Origin of the sequence: Chryseobacterium cucumeris (assembly GCF_001593385.1) — a bacterium.
Taxonomy (GTDB): Bacteria; Bacteroidota; Bacteroidia; order Flavobacteriales; family Weeksellaceae; genus Chryseobacterium; species Chryseobacterium cucumeris.
The window spans coordinates 41,109-57,580 of the sequence record NZ_LUVZ01000043.1 but is presented as its reverse complement, the minus strand read 5'-3'; the positions used below and the strand labels follow the sequence as shown (position 1 = coordinate 57,580).

Sequence of the window (16,472 nt, the reverse complement as noted above, 5' to 3'; positions counted from 1 at the left end):
TATAATATTAATAATTAAGTCATGGTTAATTTAGAATGGTATCGTACTTTTAAGGCGATCTATAAAACCGGGACATTGACAGGTGCTGCCGATGCTCTGTTTATATCACAGCCGGGAGTGAGCCTTCACTTAAGCTCATTGGAAGCTTATGTTGGATACAAACTATTCGACAGAACAGGTCGAAAAATGATTCCGACAGAAAGAGGAAAAGTATTGTTTAATGCAGTTGCCGAACCTATTACCAAACTCGAAGATGTAGAGAAAAATTTTCAAAAATCTACAGAGAAGCATACTCCAACCATCAGTGTCGGGATGTGCTTTGAGACTTTTCAGACCACTTTGGAGCAATATGTTTCTTCATTGCCTTTTAATCTGATTATCAGTTTCGGAGAATACCCCGAAATGCTGGACCAACTGGATAAGGGAATCCTCGATCTGATCATCACTCCCAAAAAAGGATCTTCACCCAATATCGAACATGAAGCATTCTCTTCCGAGCAGATCATTCTGGTTGGAGGGAAGGATGTGGATAAAACAGCTTTCAATAAAGTGTTGAAAACAAAAGATGCCGAACAGATAGAGGAGTGGCTGAAAAACGAAAAATGGTACGGAACCACTGGTGATATGGAACATCTTTTCCAGTACTGGATATTGAATTTTGGTCATAAACCGAATTTTCGTCCTAATTATATCGTTCCCAACATGAACTCAATCATCCGTTGCCTCAAAGGAGGAACTGGGTTAGCCGTTGTTCCTGACTTTCTATGCAGAAATGATATTGCAAGCGGTAATATTCAGCTGATCTGGGAAGGAAAGAAAAAGTTTGAAAATACCCTGTATTTCGGTTGTCGTAAGAAAACCAATTATCAAACCGAAATAGAACATATCAAAGGCTTATTCCGCAAGGTGATGGCTTAATAAAACCATATCTTTCATCTGTAAACCGTTTTCATAAATAGGAGCCGGATAGTTTTCAATAAAAAAATTTTTCAGGATTCCACTTTTAGTGAAACCGTTTTTCTCATAAAATCTGATCTGTTGGACACCGGTATCCGATGTTCCAACAGTCAGTGTTTTATAATGATTTTCTTTCGCAATTTCTTTTGCTTTATTCATCAGAATACTTCCGATGCCTTTGCTTCGGTAGCTTTCAATGACGGCAACATTTTTAATTTCCAGTTCAGTATTGCTTTTTCTGTACAATGCCATTACCGCAATGCTTTCAGTACCGTCATGCAGAAGATAGATATCAGAATTGAAAATGTATTGATTAATTGCTTCCTGGGTTTCATCAGCCAACAACAGGAGATGATAAGGAATCTCCGAATCAGAATGCAATAGATTGAAAGTGAAATTTTCCATTTACAGACTCATATGAATAAGTGGATAATCCTTTCCTGAACCATCTTTCTCAGATCTTCCGACCTTTTTGAATCCCATTTTTTCATAAAACCCAATGGCTTGGGGATTTTGTTCGTTGACATCTACTTTCGTCAGTCCGGTTTTCTCTTTCATAAACTGATAAAGTTTTTTACCGTACCCTTTTCCACGCGTGTCATTATGAATGAAAAGCATTTCCAGATTACCGTCTGCTACAGAAGCAAACCCTTTAGATTCATTATCTTCAGTAATTAAATACACTTCCAGATGAGGAAGGTAGTCTCTTGGAATGGCTTCCTTGAAATAATTGAAATCCTCTTCAGCAAGAAAATCGTGAGTTGCTTTTACTGCTGATTCCCATATTTCCATAATTGCCGGATAATCCTCTGCTGTAGCCAATCTGATATGTTGTGACATGATTTCTAAATTTTAGACAAAAATAGGTAAAATGCAGGTGAGATGCTAGATGAAGGGTGGATTTTGAGGCTGGAAGTCAGAAGTAGACATAGCCGTTTTATCGACCACTCATTCCCCTTCTTTGAAGGGGTGGATTTTTGCAAAGCAAAAAGACGGGGGTAGTTTAAACAAACCTCATTAAATGACAATTTTTTAACAGGAACAGTAAAATTGGTAGGCTGTATTTTCAATTTTTTATTGCAAATTTGTTTATCACTTTATATTAATAACTAAAATAAAGATTTATGCAAAAGAAAACCTATACAGGACAACCTGTGGTAACATTAAATAACGGAGTGGATATCCCGGCTTTAGGATTCGGAGTATGGCAGATGGAAGATCTGAAGGAGTGTGAAAATGCGGTAATTAAAGCTATTCAGACAGGATATAGAATGATTGATACCGCTGCAATTTATCAGAATGAAACCGCGGTAGGTGCTGCTGTGAAAAATAGTGGTGTAAACAGGGACGAACTGTTTATCACCTCCAAAGTATGGGTTCAGGATCATGGATACGAAAAGGCGAAAAGTGCTTTTCAGAGAACATTGGACAGATTACAGATGGATTATCTTGATATGTATCTTATCCACTGGCCATACGGAGATTTTCTGGCTACATGGAAAGCTTTGGAAGAATTATACAACGAAGGAAAAATCAAAGCGATTGGAGTATGCAATTTTACAGTAGAAAAACTGGAGGAATTGAAAGCTAACTCAACTGTTTTACCGGTTATCAATCAGATTGAACTGCATCCTGTATTTCAGCAGAAAGAACTGCAGGTGTATGACAGAGAAAATAATATCGTAACTCAACCTTGGAGCCCGTTAGGAAACGGTAATGCAAATCTTTTAAGCAATCCTGATCTGAAAGCTATTGCAGAAAAATATGGAAAAACAGTAGCTCAGGTAATTTTGAGATGGCACTTACAGGAAGGATTTGTCGTGATTCCAAAATCTGTAACCCCTTCAAGAATTGAAGAAAACTTTAATGTATTTGATTTTGAACTGACAGAAGATGAAATGAATGTTGTCCGTTCTTTAGATACTGGGAAAAGATTATTTTTTGATCCTAAAGATCCTGAATGGGAGCAAAAAATGTTAAATTCCGTAGCGGATATTTAATCTGGAATTTATAAAAAATACATCCCGCAGCTTTCACAAATTTACAGATCTACGAATCTGAGCTATTGTGAGATCTGCGGGATTTTTAAATCAATATAACCATGACTGCAAAAGAATTCATAGAAACACTCGCATTATTTAAGAATGAAAAAGAGCTTAATAAAGCTGAAAAGTTTTTCAAAGGAAATGATGGTATTACCAAGAGTTTCGGGACGAAATTCGGAGATGTTTTTTCTACGGCTAAAGAATTTTCGGAGATGTCTCTGGAGGAAATCAATAAGCTTCTTGACAGTGATTTTTATGAGGTAAGAATGGGAGCGGTAAGCATCATGGATTTTCAGGCGAGAAGTAAAAAAACGTCTGAAGACCATAAGAAAGCCCTTTTTGATCTCTATCTCAACCGCCATGACCGTTTGAATAACTGGGATTTTGTAGACAGAGCTGCCAGAAGTATTATTGGAGAATATCTTATTGATAAACCGAGAGACATTTTATACAAACTTGCTGATTCCGACAGTCCATGGGAAAGAAGAACAGCCATCGTAAGCACTCATGCATTTATTCGGAAAAATGAGGTAGCAGACACTTTTGCCATAGCGGAAATTCTTGTTCACGATCCAAACGAGTTTGTGAATAAAGCTGTAGGAAGCTGGATTCGGGAAGCCGGAAAAAAAGACAAAAAGAAATTACACGGTTTTTTCACTGCTTATGTAAAAACAATGTCTGCCGTTACATTTTCTTACGCAACAGAAAAACTGGATCCGGAATTAAAATTGTTCTACAAAGAACTCAGGAAGAAAAAGTAAATCTTTATTCATTTAATATAGAATAGAAGTTGATCTACAACCTTAAACTCTAAACATTGAACCTTGAATAAATAGTGAGCAATATCATATCTTGGAACAAAAACTATTGCTTTGTTCTTCGTACATTTTAATAAAAATAATTCTTATGTTTTGGCCGGATACAATCAGTAAAAAACTAGGTATAGAATATCCTGTAATTCAGGCTCCAATGTTTGGAGTGAGCACGGTACAGATGGCATTAGCAGCTACAAAAGCAGGCTGTCTCGGATCTTTGGCGCTGGCTGACCTTTCTGCAGACCAGTCTGTGGAATTAATCAGGGAAACAAGAAAACTGACTGATAAACCGTTTGCTGCCAATATATTTGTTCATCACATTCCTGAAGTGACAGATGCTTTAAGAGAAAAGTATAGTAAAACAAAGCAATTTATTGAGCAGCTGGCTAAAGACAATAGTATTGAAGTGCACCTTCCGGATCTTGAAGAAATCAGTGTCAACGGTTATCGTGAACAGGTGGATGCTATCATTGAAGAAAATTGTAAAATATTAAGTTTTACTTTTGGAAATATGGAGGATCAGAGTATTCAGAAATTAAAGGAAAATGGTGTTACCCTTATCGGAACATGTACTTCTGTGAAGGAAGCTTTATTTCTTGAGAAATCCGGTATTGATATCATCTGTGTTCAGGGAATAGAAGCTGGAGGACACAGAGGAAGTTTTGAAGCAGAAAATATTCCGCAGATCGGAGGTTTATCTTTACTATCGCAGATCTTTGATCAGGTAAATGTTCCTTTAATCTATGCAGGAGGAATTTACGGAGCAAGAACATTAAAGGCTGTGAAAGACTTAGGTGCGCAAGGTTTTCAGGTTGGAAATCTTCTATTAACTTCTCAGGAAAGTGCTCTTTTGCCTTTTGAAAAAGAACGATTGAAAAAAGTAACAGAAGACGAAATTGTTTTAACGAAAAGTTTCTCCGGAAGGTATGCCAGAGGAGTGAAAAATCAATTTATAGAAACAGTTGAAAACTCAGAATATATTTTACCTTATCCTTATCAGAACAAACTTACGAATGCCCTGAGAAAAGCAGCTAAAGCTCTACAAAATCCTGAATTTGTAGGAATATGGGTAGGGCAGTCCATTCATCGGTACAGTGAAGAATCTACGGAGGAAATTTTGAGAAATCTGATTAAAGAATGTGAAAAATAAATCTGTATGTTTTAATTTGATGATAATTTTATATTTTCGTACATCAATAGTATTGATCTGAACCAATATAAAACTAAACCAATAAAAACATCCATGAAATACTCAGAAGGAATTCAGAGATCTCTTCCGTTCGGATATCTTTTCCTCGTCATAATGGGAATATTAAAAGAGAGTGTATTCTATTATCAGATAGGGATTAATATTCTGAAATATTCAACGATAATGGATATTTTGATAAGCCCGATAGCCACTCTAACGGCTCACCCGATAATACTGATTGCCCTCATTATTATAGTTGTATTTTCATTTGCTTTTCCCTCTTTTTTGTCAAAACAGGCCAATAGAGATAAAAAATGGGCTTTAAAAATGGCTTCTCTTAAAGAACATAAAACGATGACTAAAGAAGCTATTGAGAATCATTTTACCAATATGTTTGTGAGATTTCTTGCCATGATGTTACTGTCTTTTTTTGTAGGGATAGGATGGGGAGAGGGTCTTGGGCTCACCAGGAAGATAAAGGAGAATAAACTTAAATATGACTATAAGTTAAACTATGGTGATGAAAGCTTTGATCAGGTACATCTCATAGGATCCAACAGCATGTATTATATTTATCTGGCTCAAGGAAATAAAACGATAAAAATAGCACCGGTAGGTTCTATAAAAAGTATCGAACTGACCAATAATAAAAAGTTGATCAATTAAAAATAAACTACCATAAAAAAGCTTCAGATATACTCTGAAGCTTTTTATTTATTTTGTTAAATCTAATCCGCCAAAATTTCCGGAACTCATCATCAGATAAACACCATCCGTTTTATCTAATGTATTCCAGTAGGTATGAAGATCTTCAGCATTGGTGAAAACCCTTAGATTTTCATTCCTGAATTTTTCTTTGATAAACTCAGGAGAAATAGCTTCCATTCTCTTGATCTTCAATGCGTCTTCAGAATAGAAAACAATGGCTTCCTCCAAACCATCCATAGCATGGTCATACTGTTCAAGGAAAGCAGGATTTAAGCTGGAATAGGTATGAAGCTCCAGGAATCCATATTTCTTATCCTTTTTAAATTGCTCTGCGAAGGCTTTTACAGCTGCTTTCACCTTACTTGGTGCATGAGCAAAATCTTTGTAAAGAATTCCTTTATCTTCTCTTTCCACTTTTTCAAGACGTTTGGATGCGCCTTTGAAACTCATGATTGCCTCATAGAAATCTTCATCCATAATTCCCAACTGCTGGCAGATATGTCTTGCTCCTTCAAGGTTCAGCAGGTTGTGTGCTCCAAAAACAGAAAGAGGAACATCTCCCATTTCCGTTTTTAAATATACTTTACCATTATTGATTTCGTATTCAGGAGTTCTGTAAGGGATCTTTCTGAAATAGTTTTCTGCATTTTCCACTACTTTTACGACTTCCGGATCTTCTTCGTTGTATACCAGAACGCCGCCTGCTGTAATGCTTGCCACAAACTTTCTGAACTGCTCAATATAATCATCAAATGTTTTGAATACATTGATATGATCCCATGCAATACCACTCATTAAAGCGATATTGGGTTGATACAATAAAAATTTCGAACGAAGATCAATAGGAGATGAAAGATATTCGTCACCTTCCAACACCATGAAATCATTATCCTGAGTCAGTTTTACCATACAGTCGAAACCTTCAAGCTGGGCGCCTACCATGAAATCCACATCTTTCTGATGGAAATTCAGAACATGGAGAATCATTGAAGTAATGGTTGTTTTACCATGTGATCCTGCAATGACAACTCTTGTCTTATTTTTAGACTGTTCGTACAGGAATTCAGGATAAGAATATATTTTCAAGCCCAGTTCTTTTGCTCTTGCCAGCTCAGGATTATCCTGGTGTGCATGCATCCCAAGAATGACTGCATCAATATCCGAAGTGATCTTTTCCGGGAACCAGCCCATTTCCTGAGGCAGAATTCCTTTCTTTTCCAATCGGGACTTTGAAGGCTCAAAAATAGCGTCATCAGAACCTGTCACCTGATATCCTTTGTCTTTTAATGCGATGGCGAGATTATGCATGGCGCTTCCGCCAATGGCAATGAAGTGGGTTTTCAATTGTATTTACTGTTTTTTAACATTAGTATTAATGATCTGCTGAAAAGCTTCAAGAATATTGTTCCAGTTGGTCTTGTAATTCGGAATGATCATACTGGCATCCGTTTTACTGCCTTCATTGGGACCTTTCTTGACGTTGATGGACGTTGAAATATTGTCGTACAATTTTTTACGGTCTTCCTGTATTCTTCTGAAATTATTCTGAGAAAGAACCTGATCCAGTTTCTTTAAATCTTCATCAGAAATTTTAAAATCCTGTTTGTATTTCTTTCCCTGTCCTTCAAAAGAGTAGTGTACATTATTTCCTTTGATAAGAAGATTTTCATAAATAGGAGCAACACCTCCGCTTTTCGAATAGCTGATGTCAAAATCCGAATATACCTTTTGGCTGTTGCATGAAACTAATACTATGATTGCGAATAGGATTCCAAGTATTTTGTTCATAATTTTTAATTTACTTTAATTATTTGAGTCCTTTTGTTCTAATTTTTTAGCTTTAAGTTCTTCATCATAACTGTGTAATAGATTGAAATCTTCTGTCTGCTCAATAGCAGTCATAATTTTCAATAAAATTTCCGGTGCTTTTTCATTATCATAATCAATATCCAAAGGAGCTTTAAATTCCATCGTAGGTTTTACACCGGTTACCTTTACGCGGAGTCCTTTTTTATCAAAAGCTCTTCTGAATCCGTTTATTTTGATTGGAATTACAATAGGACGCTGATTTTTTACCAGTTTGGCAGTTCCTCTTCGTCCCTGTGCAAAAGCCGATGTAGTTCCTTGAGGGAAAGTAGCTACCCAGCCATTGTCCAATGCTTTCATAATATTATCTACCTCGCTCATATCTACCATTCTGTTGACATTTTTCCCTTCAGATCTCCATGTTCTTTTTACCGTTACAGCTCCGGCAATTTTGAAAATTTTGGGAAGAATACCTTTATTCATGGTTTCTTCTGCTGCCACATAGTAAAAATCGATCTTCGGATTCAACAGATAGATCGGGTTTTTTATTGTATTTAAATATCCGTTGTTCACAGCACAGAAGGCATGATACATTGCCGCCACATCTGCAAAATAGGTCTGATGGTTGGATACAAACAGTACGTTAGAGTCCGGAAGATCCACAAGGTGTTCTGTACCGGTTATTTTTAACTTATTAAAGCCATTGAATCTTCTGTAAGAAACAATTCCTAAAATAAAAATAATAAACCTTTTCAAAAAATAAGGAGTTCCGAATGCATCGGTGAAAATATTTTTCTTCGCCATCTCTCAATTAAACACGGTAGTGCAAAGTTACATTTTTTTCAGCAACTGACTGAATTCACTTAATATCATGGCTGTAGCACCCCAAATGATATATCCGTTGAAATTAATGACAGGAACATCATGTCCGCCTGCGCTTGGCAGAGCCATAATCTCCGGGGTATCCGACAGGTTTAAAAAGGAAGTGATCGGAAATTCTATGGTTTCCACAGCTTCAGTCTGTTGAAGAACAAAAGCAGGATTCTTTTTGGTATAAGAGATATAGGGATACACATAAAAATTGCTTGGCGGGATATAGATAGGAGACATTTCTCTGATGATCCTTACATAATGTTTATCTATTCCGATTTCTTCAGAGGTTTCACGAACTGCGGTTTCTGCAAAATCTCTGTCCATTTCCTCACGCTTTCCTCCAGGCAGTGATATCTGCCCGCTGTGTCTGTCGTGCTCATTAATCGTTCTTTGAATCAATGGAAAATACCATTCGTTGTCTTTCAGATATAAAACAATATTGACTGCCGCAAATTTGGGATTCTTTGACAATACTTCATCATAAGTAAAAACGGGACGGTAGGGAGGCGAGAATACTCCATGGGCGTGTTCACCGGGAAGTTCCACGCTTTTTATTTTTCTTAATAAATCTTTTCCAAAATTTTCCATAGCTCAAATTTAGCAATATATCTTGAAGAAATAAGTGCCTTAACATTAATTAACCTATGAGAAAGACCGCATCGTAGCCAGAAATATTTACTTATTAAACCTAATAAGATATCATGAATGATAAAATGCAATCTATTTCACTTTCAGTCTTGAATTTCTAATATAAAATTGATTTTCGGTGGATAAAATAAATTTGAAAGGATTGGGTAAGAAATAGCGTAAAACCCTGAATTGTGATGTTTTGAATAGATAAAAAATCGGGCTTGCTTAGAAGAAATCATCCTTGCATAAATATTAATATTCACTATTGATGGATTTTACTGTAAATCAATATGTTGTGATGGTGTTTTTCCGTAACGGTAAATAATGACTTGTCCAACTGGAAACAGTGATTTTCAAAATTTACACTTTGATGGTGGTTTTTCATTTTGACGGGGAAGCTACCTTTGCCTTACTATTAACCAATTAATTTTTACTAAGATGAAAAATTTACTTACAGGTGTACTTACACTATTCGCAATGAGTTTCGGATTCGCACAATTCAATATTGATGTGACTACTCAAACAGGAAACTTAAATGTTGCTACAGTAGACCAGACAGGTCTTTTGAACATCAATTCTCTTACACAGACAGGGAATCGTAATACTGCAGATATTGACCAGGTAGGAATTTTAAATGTCAATAATGCAAAAAGTATCGGAAACAGAAACTCTGTAGATGTAGATCAGATGGGTATTGGAAACTCAAATGAAGTGTTACAGATGGGTAACAGAAACTCTGCTTCAACTTGGCAATTAGGAGTACTTAACTCTACAGAACAAACTCAGATCGGAAGAAGAAATGATGCTTCTTCAGTACAGATTGGATTAGGAAACTATGTTTTCCAATATCAGGACGGAAGAAGAAATGATGCTTCTGCTATTCAGGTGGGTATTGGGAATGACGCTTATCAGGTTCAGCTGGGAAGAAGAAATGATGCCAGCGGACTTCAGATAGGAGCTAATAATGTTCTTGTTCAGTATCAGGATGGTGATGACAACAGTGCCACTCATATTCAAGCAGGAAATGGTAATATTGCGGCCTCAGTACAGGTAGGAGATGACAACACTTCTGCAGGAGTACAGATAGGTAATGCTAACCAGCTTTATCAGTTCCAGATAGGAGATTCCAACACAGCTCTTGATCTTCAGATGGGTAATGGTAACTTTACCTGGGTAGCTCAGAGCGGTCTTGGCCATGTTCATGTAGGAACTCAGATGGGTAATGGAAACTCAATGATTGTAAATCAGTCAAATTAAGCCCTATAACAACATACTGTAAATCTTAGAAATTGTAAAGGAGAAACTGCAGTGTTTCTCCTTTTTTAACCCTTCGGTTTTCTCCGTTTTGTTATCATGTAATTTTAATACTAAGGCTATGTTTAACTTAAAATGGAGTGTTTTGGCTCTTTTCATAATGTTGCCAATACATGCACAGGAGATAGACTGGGATAAGGTCAACAGCAATACAATCTTTAATCTTATAGCCAGACAACAGACAGATCAGAGTTCTTATGGATCCGATATCATCCAGATAGGAGACTATAACAATGCCGAACTTTCCCTAAATACCCGAACGAATATTATAGTAAGACAGCTGGGAGATTTCAATACACTATATTTTATCAATTCATTTACAGATAAAGAAACAAAAGCTGCCATTACTGCACAGGGAAACAATAATATTATTGATGTTACAGGAAGCAACAGTATTTCGGATGGAATTCAGATTAATGTAAAGGGAGATAATAAGACAGTTTTCATGAGAAACTATTAAAACACAAATGATGAAACTTTTATATTCCCTTAGCTTGGGTACATTTTTTACCATCCTGTCTGTATGGGTTTATGGGCAGGAAGATAAGAAAGTAAACGCAAGGATAGAGAGTAGTGTCCTTGAAAACCAGGTCAGATTGAAAGCAGTCGTAATCAATAACACTGCTGTATATAAAGAACTGAATTACCTTTTGATTTCCATTAAAAAAGGCAATAGTGGAAATCTTTCAAACAACCAGCAGAACGGTAAATTTTCCGTCAATCCCAATGAAGTAAAGGTATTATCGGAAATCAGTGTGAATCTTGAATCAAAAGATGCTCTCAAAGCTTTTCTTTATATCAGGGATGAAGAAACCCAGAAGCTGATTGCCAAAGACAGTGTTGAACTGAACAGCAATCTTTTCAAAAAAAAAACAGCTAAGATAGAAGAAGATGCTGCTTACGAACTCAGAGGACTTACTATTGATGAGACAAAAACCAAAGTAGGAAAAGACTTTTATGATATGTTTTACATGCAGTACAGTCAGCTTCCTGATAAAAGCAGTAGCGTAATAACTATTACAGAACTTCCTCTCCGTGGAACAAGTGGTCAGATTAATATTCAGATGGAAGATAAAATTATTTACAGTTTTATGACCAATCCGGCAGAGGATTATTTAAAAGAACAATTAAGCTATAGCTTAAAATATATCAAAGAATTTAATGCTAAGAAAAATCTTATTAAAAATGAATTCATCTATTAAAAATGTCCGCCATGAAAACATTTATTATTATTTTGACATGTATTGCGGGTATTTTCTACGGAAAAGCTCAGCAGCTCGTCTATAAGCCGGTAAATCCAGCCTTTGGAGGAGATACATTTAATTACCAGTGGCTTTTAAGCTCTGCTAATGCCCAAAACCCATTTGATGAAAAAAATGATTTCAGCAATTTGCTGGATCGGGTGAACTCTCTTGATAGTTTTACTGAGAGTCTTAACAGGCAGATCCTCAGTGAGCTTTCACGAAAACTGTTTGAAGAACAGTTTGGTGATGGAAACATAAAACCCGGAAATTATCTTTTCGGTTCCCTTTATCTACAAATTACCAATACTAATCAGGGACTTTTAATCAATATTTTGGATACCAGCAATGGCGATCAGTCCGAGATCGTAATTCCAAAATAGGTAATCACTAAAAATAAACTTACCATGACAACCTACACTTATACCAGAATCTTTTTCTGCACCTTCCTGCTATGCATTCTGCAGGCCTGTAGTTCAATATTTGGTTTACCTTCGGATCCCGAAAAACCAACAATGGGAGAGGTTACATCTTCCACCGCAGAATTAAAAAATCTTCCGCTTCCCAAAGAGAAAATTGTAATAGGAGTCTACAAATTCAGAGACCAGACCGGCCAGTATAAACCTTCCGAAAATGGAAACAACTGGAGTACGGCAGTCCCTCAGGGAACTACAACCATTCTTATCAAAGCATTAGAAGACAGCCGATGGTTTGTCCCTATTGAAAGGGAAAACATCGCTAATCTTCTCAATGAAAGACAGATCATCCGTTCCACCAGACAGGAATATATCAAGGATGCAGACAAAAACAATCAATCACTTCCACCTCTTTTATACGCCGGAATTCTTCTTGAAGGCGGCGTTATCTCATACGACAGCAATATTCTGACCGGAGGACTTGGAGCAAGGTATTTCGGAATCGGAGCTTCCACACAGTACCGCCAGGACAGAATTACCATCTATCTCCGCGCTGTCTCTACACTTAACGGAGAAATTCTTAAAACGGTTTATACTTCTAAAACCATTCTTTCAACCAGTGTTAACGGAAGTTTTTTCAGATATATTGATACTGAAAGATTACTGGAAGCTGAGGTAGGTCTGACTCAAAACGAACCTGTTCAGCTCGCTGTTACAGAAGCAATAGAAAAAGCAGTAAAAGCCCTGATTGTTGAAGGAATCAGAGATAAAATATGGGGGAAGGCAATAGATGAGAATGGAGGATATCAAAGCTTAATTAATGAATATAACAGAGAGCAGGAGCAAAATAATGACAGAGTTGTTGGAGGCAGATATCCGCAGGATTACAGACAGAAAGTATCCATATTTGCCAACGTTGAAGGACAGAAAGTTAAAGATGACTATGTAGGTCCTAAAATGAATGTTGGTGGAAAAATTGGGCTTAAATATTTCCTTACTCCTTATCTGAATATGGAACTGAACGCAAGCTTCTTTACGCTTGAAAATTCAAATATTGTGAAAAGAAACTACTATGGTCCTGAAGTGAATCTGGAATACATCCTTTTTCCGAAATACAGATTCAGTCCATTTGTGTATGGTGGAGCAGGAGCGTTGTATTCAAAATATAAACCTCAATATAAAGCACAGTTTGGTGGCGGGCTGGAATATATGATCAGCAAGAATTTTTCGCTGAGAGCCTCAGCCCAATATGATCTTGGCTTCAAAGACGACTGGGAAGGCCTTGTTAATGGGAAAAGAAAAGATCAGGCTTTGCGCTTTGGAATAGGAATCAACTTTTACTTCGGAAACAAATAAAAACATGAACTATGAAAACTATAATTAAAATATTCAGCATACTCATCTTTGCTTTTTGTCTGGTTTCATGCAATGAAGACCTTGTAGAACAGGCGCAAACAGGAATGTTAAAAGGAAAAGTCGTGAAAAGGGGTAGCAATGTGCCGCTTTCTAATGTGAAGATATTTACAAATCCTACGACACAAACGGTTTTCAGTGGTACAGACGGTTCATTTGAAATCGCTGCCATGCCGATAGGGAATTATTCTGTAAAAGCAGAACTTTCAGGATATATCACAAGCTTTCAGTCAGTCAATATACAAAATCAAAATCAGGTGGTAACGGTAGTTTTTGAGATGGATGATGATACTTCATTGAATTCTCCTCCCGCTACACCACAGTTGCTAAGTCCGATAGATAACGCAGTAAATCAACCTTTGAGCGTCGAATTAACCTGGAGCGCAACAGATCCCGATACAGCAGATGTATTAAGATACAGTCTGACCATTAAAAATAATCTTGACACTAATGTGATTCAGGTTAATGATTTGACAGCAAACCACTATACGCTTTCAAATCTGAAGTTTGGTGTAAGTTACTTCTGGCAGGTGTCTGTTTCGGACGGCATTCACCAGCCAGTTTTAAGCTCTATCAGTAAATTTACTACCAATACAGTTCCGGCCAACAGGTATCATTACGTTCAGAAACAAAATGGAAACTTTGTGATTATTTCCAGTGATGATCAGGGAAATAACTTCCAGTTTACCAGTTCTTCCTATAACAGCTGGCGACCGCGTAAAAACAATAATGCAGGTCTCATTGCATTCCTTCGTACGGAAGGTGGAAGTACCCATCTTTACACTGCCAATCCGGATGGCTCCAATCCTTTTAAAGTAACAACGGTTGCTGTTGCAGGCTTTAATAACTATGAAATGGACTTTGCATGGAGTACCAACGGTAAGGAGCTTATTTACTCCAATTTTAATAAGTTGTACAGAATTAATAAAGATGGAAGTGGCTTGAGCTTAGTCTATACAACTCCGGATGGAAGCCTGATCTCCGAATGTGACTGGAGCTATGATGGTAGTAAAATAGCATTGAAAACCAATGATTATAACGGATACAATACTAAAATTTATGTAATAGATATAAATGGTGCTGTTCTTAAAACGGTATTGTCAGGTACTGCAGGTGCCAGCGGAGGCTTGAACTTCTCTGTAGACGGACAGCTTCTTCTCTTTACCCGTGATATGTCCGGATATTTGGATGGAAGTGGAAATTACCGTCAGCTGGATTCACATATCTTTATCTATAACCTTGTTACAGATGCTGTAAGTGATATTTCTGCAGAAAGCGAAAAAGTACTGGGAACGAATGACCTCGATCCTAGGTTCTCACCAAATAATGCTCAGATTATATTCATGAATACCTCCAACGACAATATTTCTCAAAGGAATATAATGGTCATTGACCTTAGTAGTACGCTGACCGATATGACAAGGGCAACACTGTTCAGTAATGGAGAAATGCCGGATTATGAATAAGATACAATATTTAATGTCCAAGGTTTTAGTTTTAAAGTGAGGTATGAGATCATATCTGTACCATTAGAGATCAATTTTTTAGAATTAATTAAATATGTTTTTCATGTTTTGTCTCTAGTTTCTCTGCCTCACTTTTTATTCTACAGACTTTGATTATACGTAACAATAAAAATTTCACTGAAGAACTAATTAAAATCAGAAGTAAAAAAAATTCCAGACTTTTTAAAGCCTGGAATTTTTGAGTGATTCATGGAAGTCTTTCAGTCGATGATATGATTCTCGATCGCATATTTTACAATTCCGACTGAGTTTTTCGCATTGAGTTTCAAAAGAATTCTTTTTCTGTGTGTTTCTACCGTATTGATACTGATAAATAATTTTTCTGATATATCTTTACTGCTGCATCCGTCACAGATCAGTTTGAGAATTTCCATTTCGCGGCGGGTGAGAGGTTCTTTGATGTGAGGGTTGGGTTTTCCCTGTTCATTACTAATAAAATTGATCATTCTTTCCTTTGCCTGATCACAGATATAGATCTCATTAAGAAGTAAAACATTGATGGATTTAAGAAATTCGTCATAGGAACAATTTTTATCCAGATAAGCTTTAATACCTTTATTGAAGAGTTTTCGGATGTCAATCACATCATATGAACTTCCAATGATAGTAATCTTGGTATTTTTATGCTTTGCAATAATAGTCTCCACAAGCTTGCATATTTCTGAAAGCATAAGCATGTTGGAACTCATCACAAGCATTTCCGGAGGTTCTTCTTTTAAATGTTTTGAGAGGTTTTCTAGAGAATTGCAAATATCAATTGTACTAAAAATTTTGCTTTGAGTAAGTAGTCTTGATAATCCTTCTGTATAGAGCATCGGTTCATCAAAAATAGTCAATTTTGGTTTCATCATGGTTTATTTTGTTTATATAAAAATAGGAAAAAAACTTCATATTTTAAACAAAATTGACAAATAATTTCAAATTATTATGTTTTTATTGATGATAAAATATTATTTTTATTGATTTTTCGCTAAATAATTCTCTTTTTGTGGAATTTTTTGGAGTTATTATTGTTGAAATCTATTATTCATCGTTGTTTTTAAACGTTATTTTGAAATGTGGTACTATTTAACTAACGTGGTAGGGATATGCTTTACCGGAAAGTTAACGGAGTTGGCAATGAAGCAGAATTCGCTGGCCTTATGATGAAGTTGTTCTGCTTTTTTAATCATAGATTCTTCAGCAACTGTTACTGTTGGGTGTAGAGTTACTTCTGTAAAATGACCGCTTCCACTGGCTGTTTCTACCATGGTACCTGTCGCTTCATCAGTATAATTTGTAACGATAATGCCGGCTTCAGAACAAAAATGAAGATACCATAGCATATGACAGGAGGAAAGTGAAGATAACAGCATGTCTTCCGGATTATGTTTTGTTCTGTCACCACGGAATGCAGGATCTGATGAACCTTCAATCACAACTTTGTTTTCTGCTGAAATGGTGTGATTTCTTTCGTAGTCTCTATAGCCGCTGGTTCCTGTTCCCTTATTTCCTGTCCATTGGACGGTAATTTTATAATGGTGGTTTTTCATAGATAAA

General features: G+C 36.4%; 19 protein-coding genes. 11 read left to right on the top strand and 8 right to left on the bottom strand.

The genetic code is table 11. The features are described 5' to 3' along the window. Window positions 1–21: 21 nt before the first annotated feature. A complete protein-coding gene (locus tag A1704_RS17490) occupies window positions 22–918 on the top strand; it encodes a LysR family transcriptional regulator (RefSeq protein WP_062675359.1) in 897 nt (298 codons plus the stop codon). On the opposite strand, the gene A1704_RS17485 is transcribed toward A1704_RS17490, so the two are convergent. Continuing rightward, window positions 895–1,362, bottom strand: coding sequence for a GNAT family N-acetyltransferase (locus tag A1704_RS17485; protein WP_062675358.1), 468 nt, complete (start codon window positions 1,360–1,362; stop codon window positions 895–897). The two genes, A1704_RS17490 and A1704_RS17485, sit on opposite strands and share 24 nt — an antisense overlap. Further along, the gene (locus tag A1704_RS17480; protein ID WP_062675357.1) at window positions 1,363–1,797 is read right to left on the bottom strand and encodes a GNAT family N-acetyltransferase; all 435 of its coding nucleotides are present in this window, start codon (window positions 1,795–1,797) and stop codon (window positions 1,363–1,365) included. It lies immediately after the preceding gene. A 284-nt stretch (window positions 1,798–2,081) separates the two neighbouring features. On the opposite strand from A1704_RS17480, the gene A1704_RS17475 reads away from it, so the two are divergent. From A1704_RS17475 to A1704_RS17460, 4 genes are all read left to right on the top strand, one after another. After that, window positions 2,082–2,957 (top strand): aldo/keto reductase, encoded by an 876-nt coding sequence (locus tag A1704_RS17475; protein ID WP_062675356.1) that lies wholly within the window; start codon window positions 2,082–2,084, stop codon window positions 2,955–2,957. 101 nt (window positions 2,958–3,058) lie between these two features. Then, window positions 3,059–3,763: a DNA alkylation repair protein gene (locus A1704_RS17470; protein WP_062675355.1), complete on the top strand. Its 705-nt coding sequence runs from the start codon at window positions 3,059–3,061 to the stop codon at window positions 3,761–3,763. A gap of 145 nt (window positions 3,764–3,908) precedes the next feature. Continuing rightward, window positions 3,909–4,967, top strand: coding sequence for an NAD(P)H-dependent flavin oxidoreductase (locus A1704_RS17465; protein WP_062675354.1), 1,059 nt, complete (start codon window positions 3,909–3,911; stop codon window positions 4,965–4,967). Between the two features lie 93 nt (window positions 4,968–5,060). Next, complete coding sequence (locus A1704_RS17460; protein WP_062675353.1) at window positions 5,061–5,672, top strand: hypothetical protein; 612 nt, start codon at window positions 5,061–5,063, stop codon at window positions 5,670–5,672. Between the two features lie 48 nt (window positions 5,673–5,720). On the opposite strand, the gene A1704_RS17455 is transcribed toward A1704_RS17460, so the two are convergent. Genes A1704_RS17455 through A1704_RS17440 form a run of 4 tightly spaced genes read right to left on the bottom strand, consistent with a single transcriptional unit; the run spans window position 5,721 to window position 8,981 of the window. After that, complete coding sequence (locus A1704_RS17455) at window positions 5,721–7,058, bottom strand: UDP-N-acetylmuramate--L-alanine ligase (RefSeq protein WP_062675352.1); 1,338 nt, start codon at window positions 7,056–7,058, stop codon at window positions 5,721–5,723. A 6-nt stretch (window positions 7,059–7,064) separates the two neighbouring features. Next, complete coding sequence (locus A1704_RS17450) at window positions 7,065–7,502, bottom strand: hypothetical protein (protein WP_062675351.1); 438 nt, start codon at window positions 7,500–7,502, stop codon at window positions 7,065–7,067. Between the two features lie 15 nt (window positions 7,503–7,517). Continuing rightward, the gene (locus A1704_RS17445) at window positions 7,518–8,324 is read right to left on the bottom strand and encodes a lysophospholipid acyltransferase family protein (protein WP_062675350.1); all 807 of its coding nucleotides are present in this window, start codon (window positions 8,322–8,324) and stop codon (window positions 7,518–7,520) included. A gap of 27 nt (window positions 8,325–8,351) precedes the next feature. Beyond that, window positions 8,352–8,981: an NUDIX hydrolase gene (locus A1704_RS17440; protein WP_034697165.1), complete on the bottom strand. Its 630-nt coding sequence runs from the start codon at window positions 8,979–8,981 to the stop codon at window positions 8,352–8,354. A 480-nt stretch (window positions 8,982–9,461) separates the two neighbouring features. On the opposite strand from A1704_RS17440, the gene A1704_RS17435 reads away from it, so the two are divergent. From A1704_RS17435 to A1704_RS17410, 6 genes are all read left to right on the top strand, one after another. Next, entirely contained in the window at window positions 9,462–10,280 is an 819-nt protein-coding gene (locus A1704_RS17435; protein WP_062675349.1) for an RIP homotypic interaction motif-containing protein, read from the top strand. Window positions 10,281–10,398: 118 nt separating this feature from the next. Further along, entirely contained in the window at window positions 10,399–10,797 is a 399-nt protein-coding gene (locus A1704_RS17430; RefSeq protein WP_062675348.1) for a hypothetical protein, read from the top strand. 7 nt (window positions 10,798–10,804) lie between these two features. Beyond that, the gene (locus A1704_RS17425) at window positions 10,805–11,539 is read left to right on the top strand and encodes a curli production assembly/transport protein CsgE (protein WP_238590654.1); all 735 of its coding nucleotides are present in this window, start codon (window positions 10,805–10,807) and stop codon (window positions 11,537–11,539) included. A gap of 11 nt (window positions 11,540–11,550) precedes the next feature. Next, window positions 11,551–11,961: a curli production assembly/transport component CsgF gene (locus tag A1704_RS17420; protein ID WP_062675648.1), complete on the top strand. Its 411-nt coding sequence runs from the start codon at window positions 11,551–11,553 to the stop codon at window positions 11,959–11,961. Window positions 11,962–11,985: 24 nt separating this feature from the next. Then, a complete protein-coding gene (locus tag A1704_RS17415) occupies window positions 11,986–13,350 on the top strand; it encodes a CsgG/HfaB family protein (RefSeq protein WP_062675347.1) in 1,365 nt (454 codons plus the stop codon). Between the two features lie 11 nt (window positions 13,351–13,361). Then, window positions 13,362–14,873 (top strand): carboxypeptidase-like regulatory domain-containing protein, encoded by a 1,512-nt coding sequence (locus A1704_RS17410; RefSeq protein ID WP_062675346.1) that lies wholly within the window; start codon window positions 13,362–13,364, stop codon window positions 14,871–14,873. 260 nt (window positions 14,874–15,133) lie between these two features. Here A1704_RS17410 and A1704_RS17405 read toward each other — a convergent pair whose 3' ends face one another. Further along, entirely contained in the window at window positions 15,134–15,784 is a 651-nt protein-coding gene (locus A1704_RS17405) for a response regulator transcription factor (RefSeq protein ID WP_228436889.1), read from the bottom strand. A 213-nt stretch (window positions 15,785–15,997) separates the two neighbouring features. Next, entirely contained in the window at window positions 15,998–16,465 is a 468-nt protein-coding gene (locus A1704_RS17400; RefSeq protein ID WP_082798822.1) for an OsmC family protein, read from the bottom strand. Window positions 16,466–16,472 lie beyond the last annotated feature (7 nt).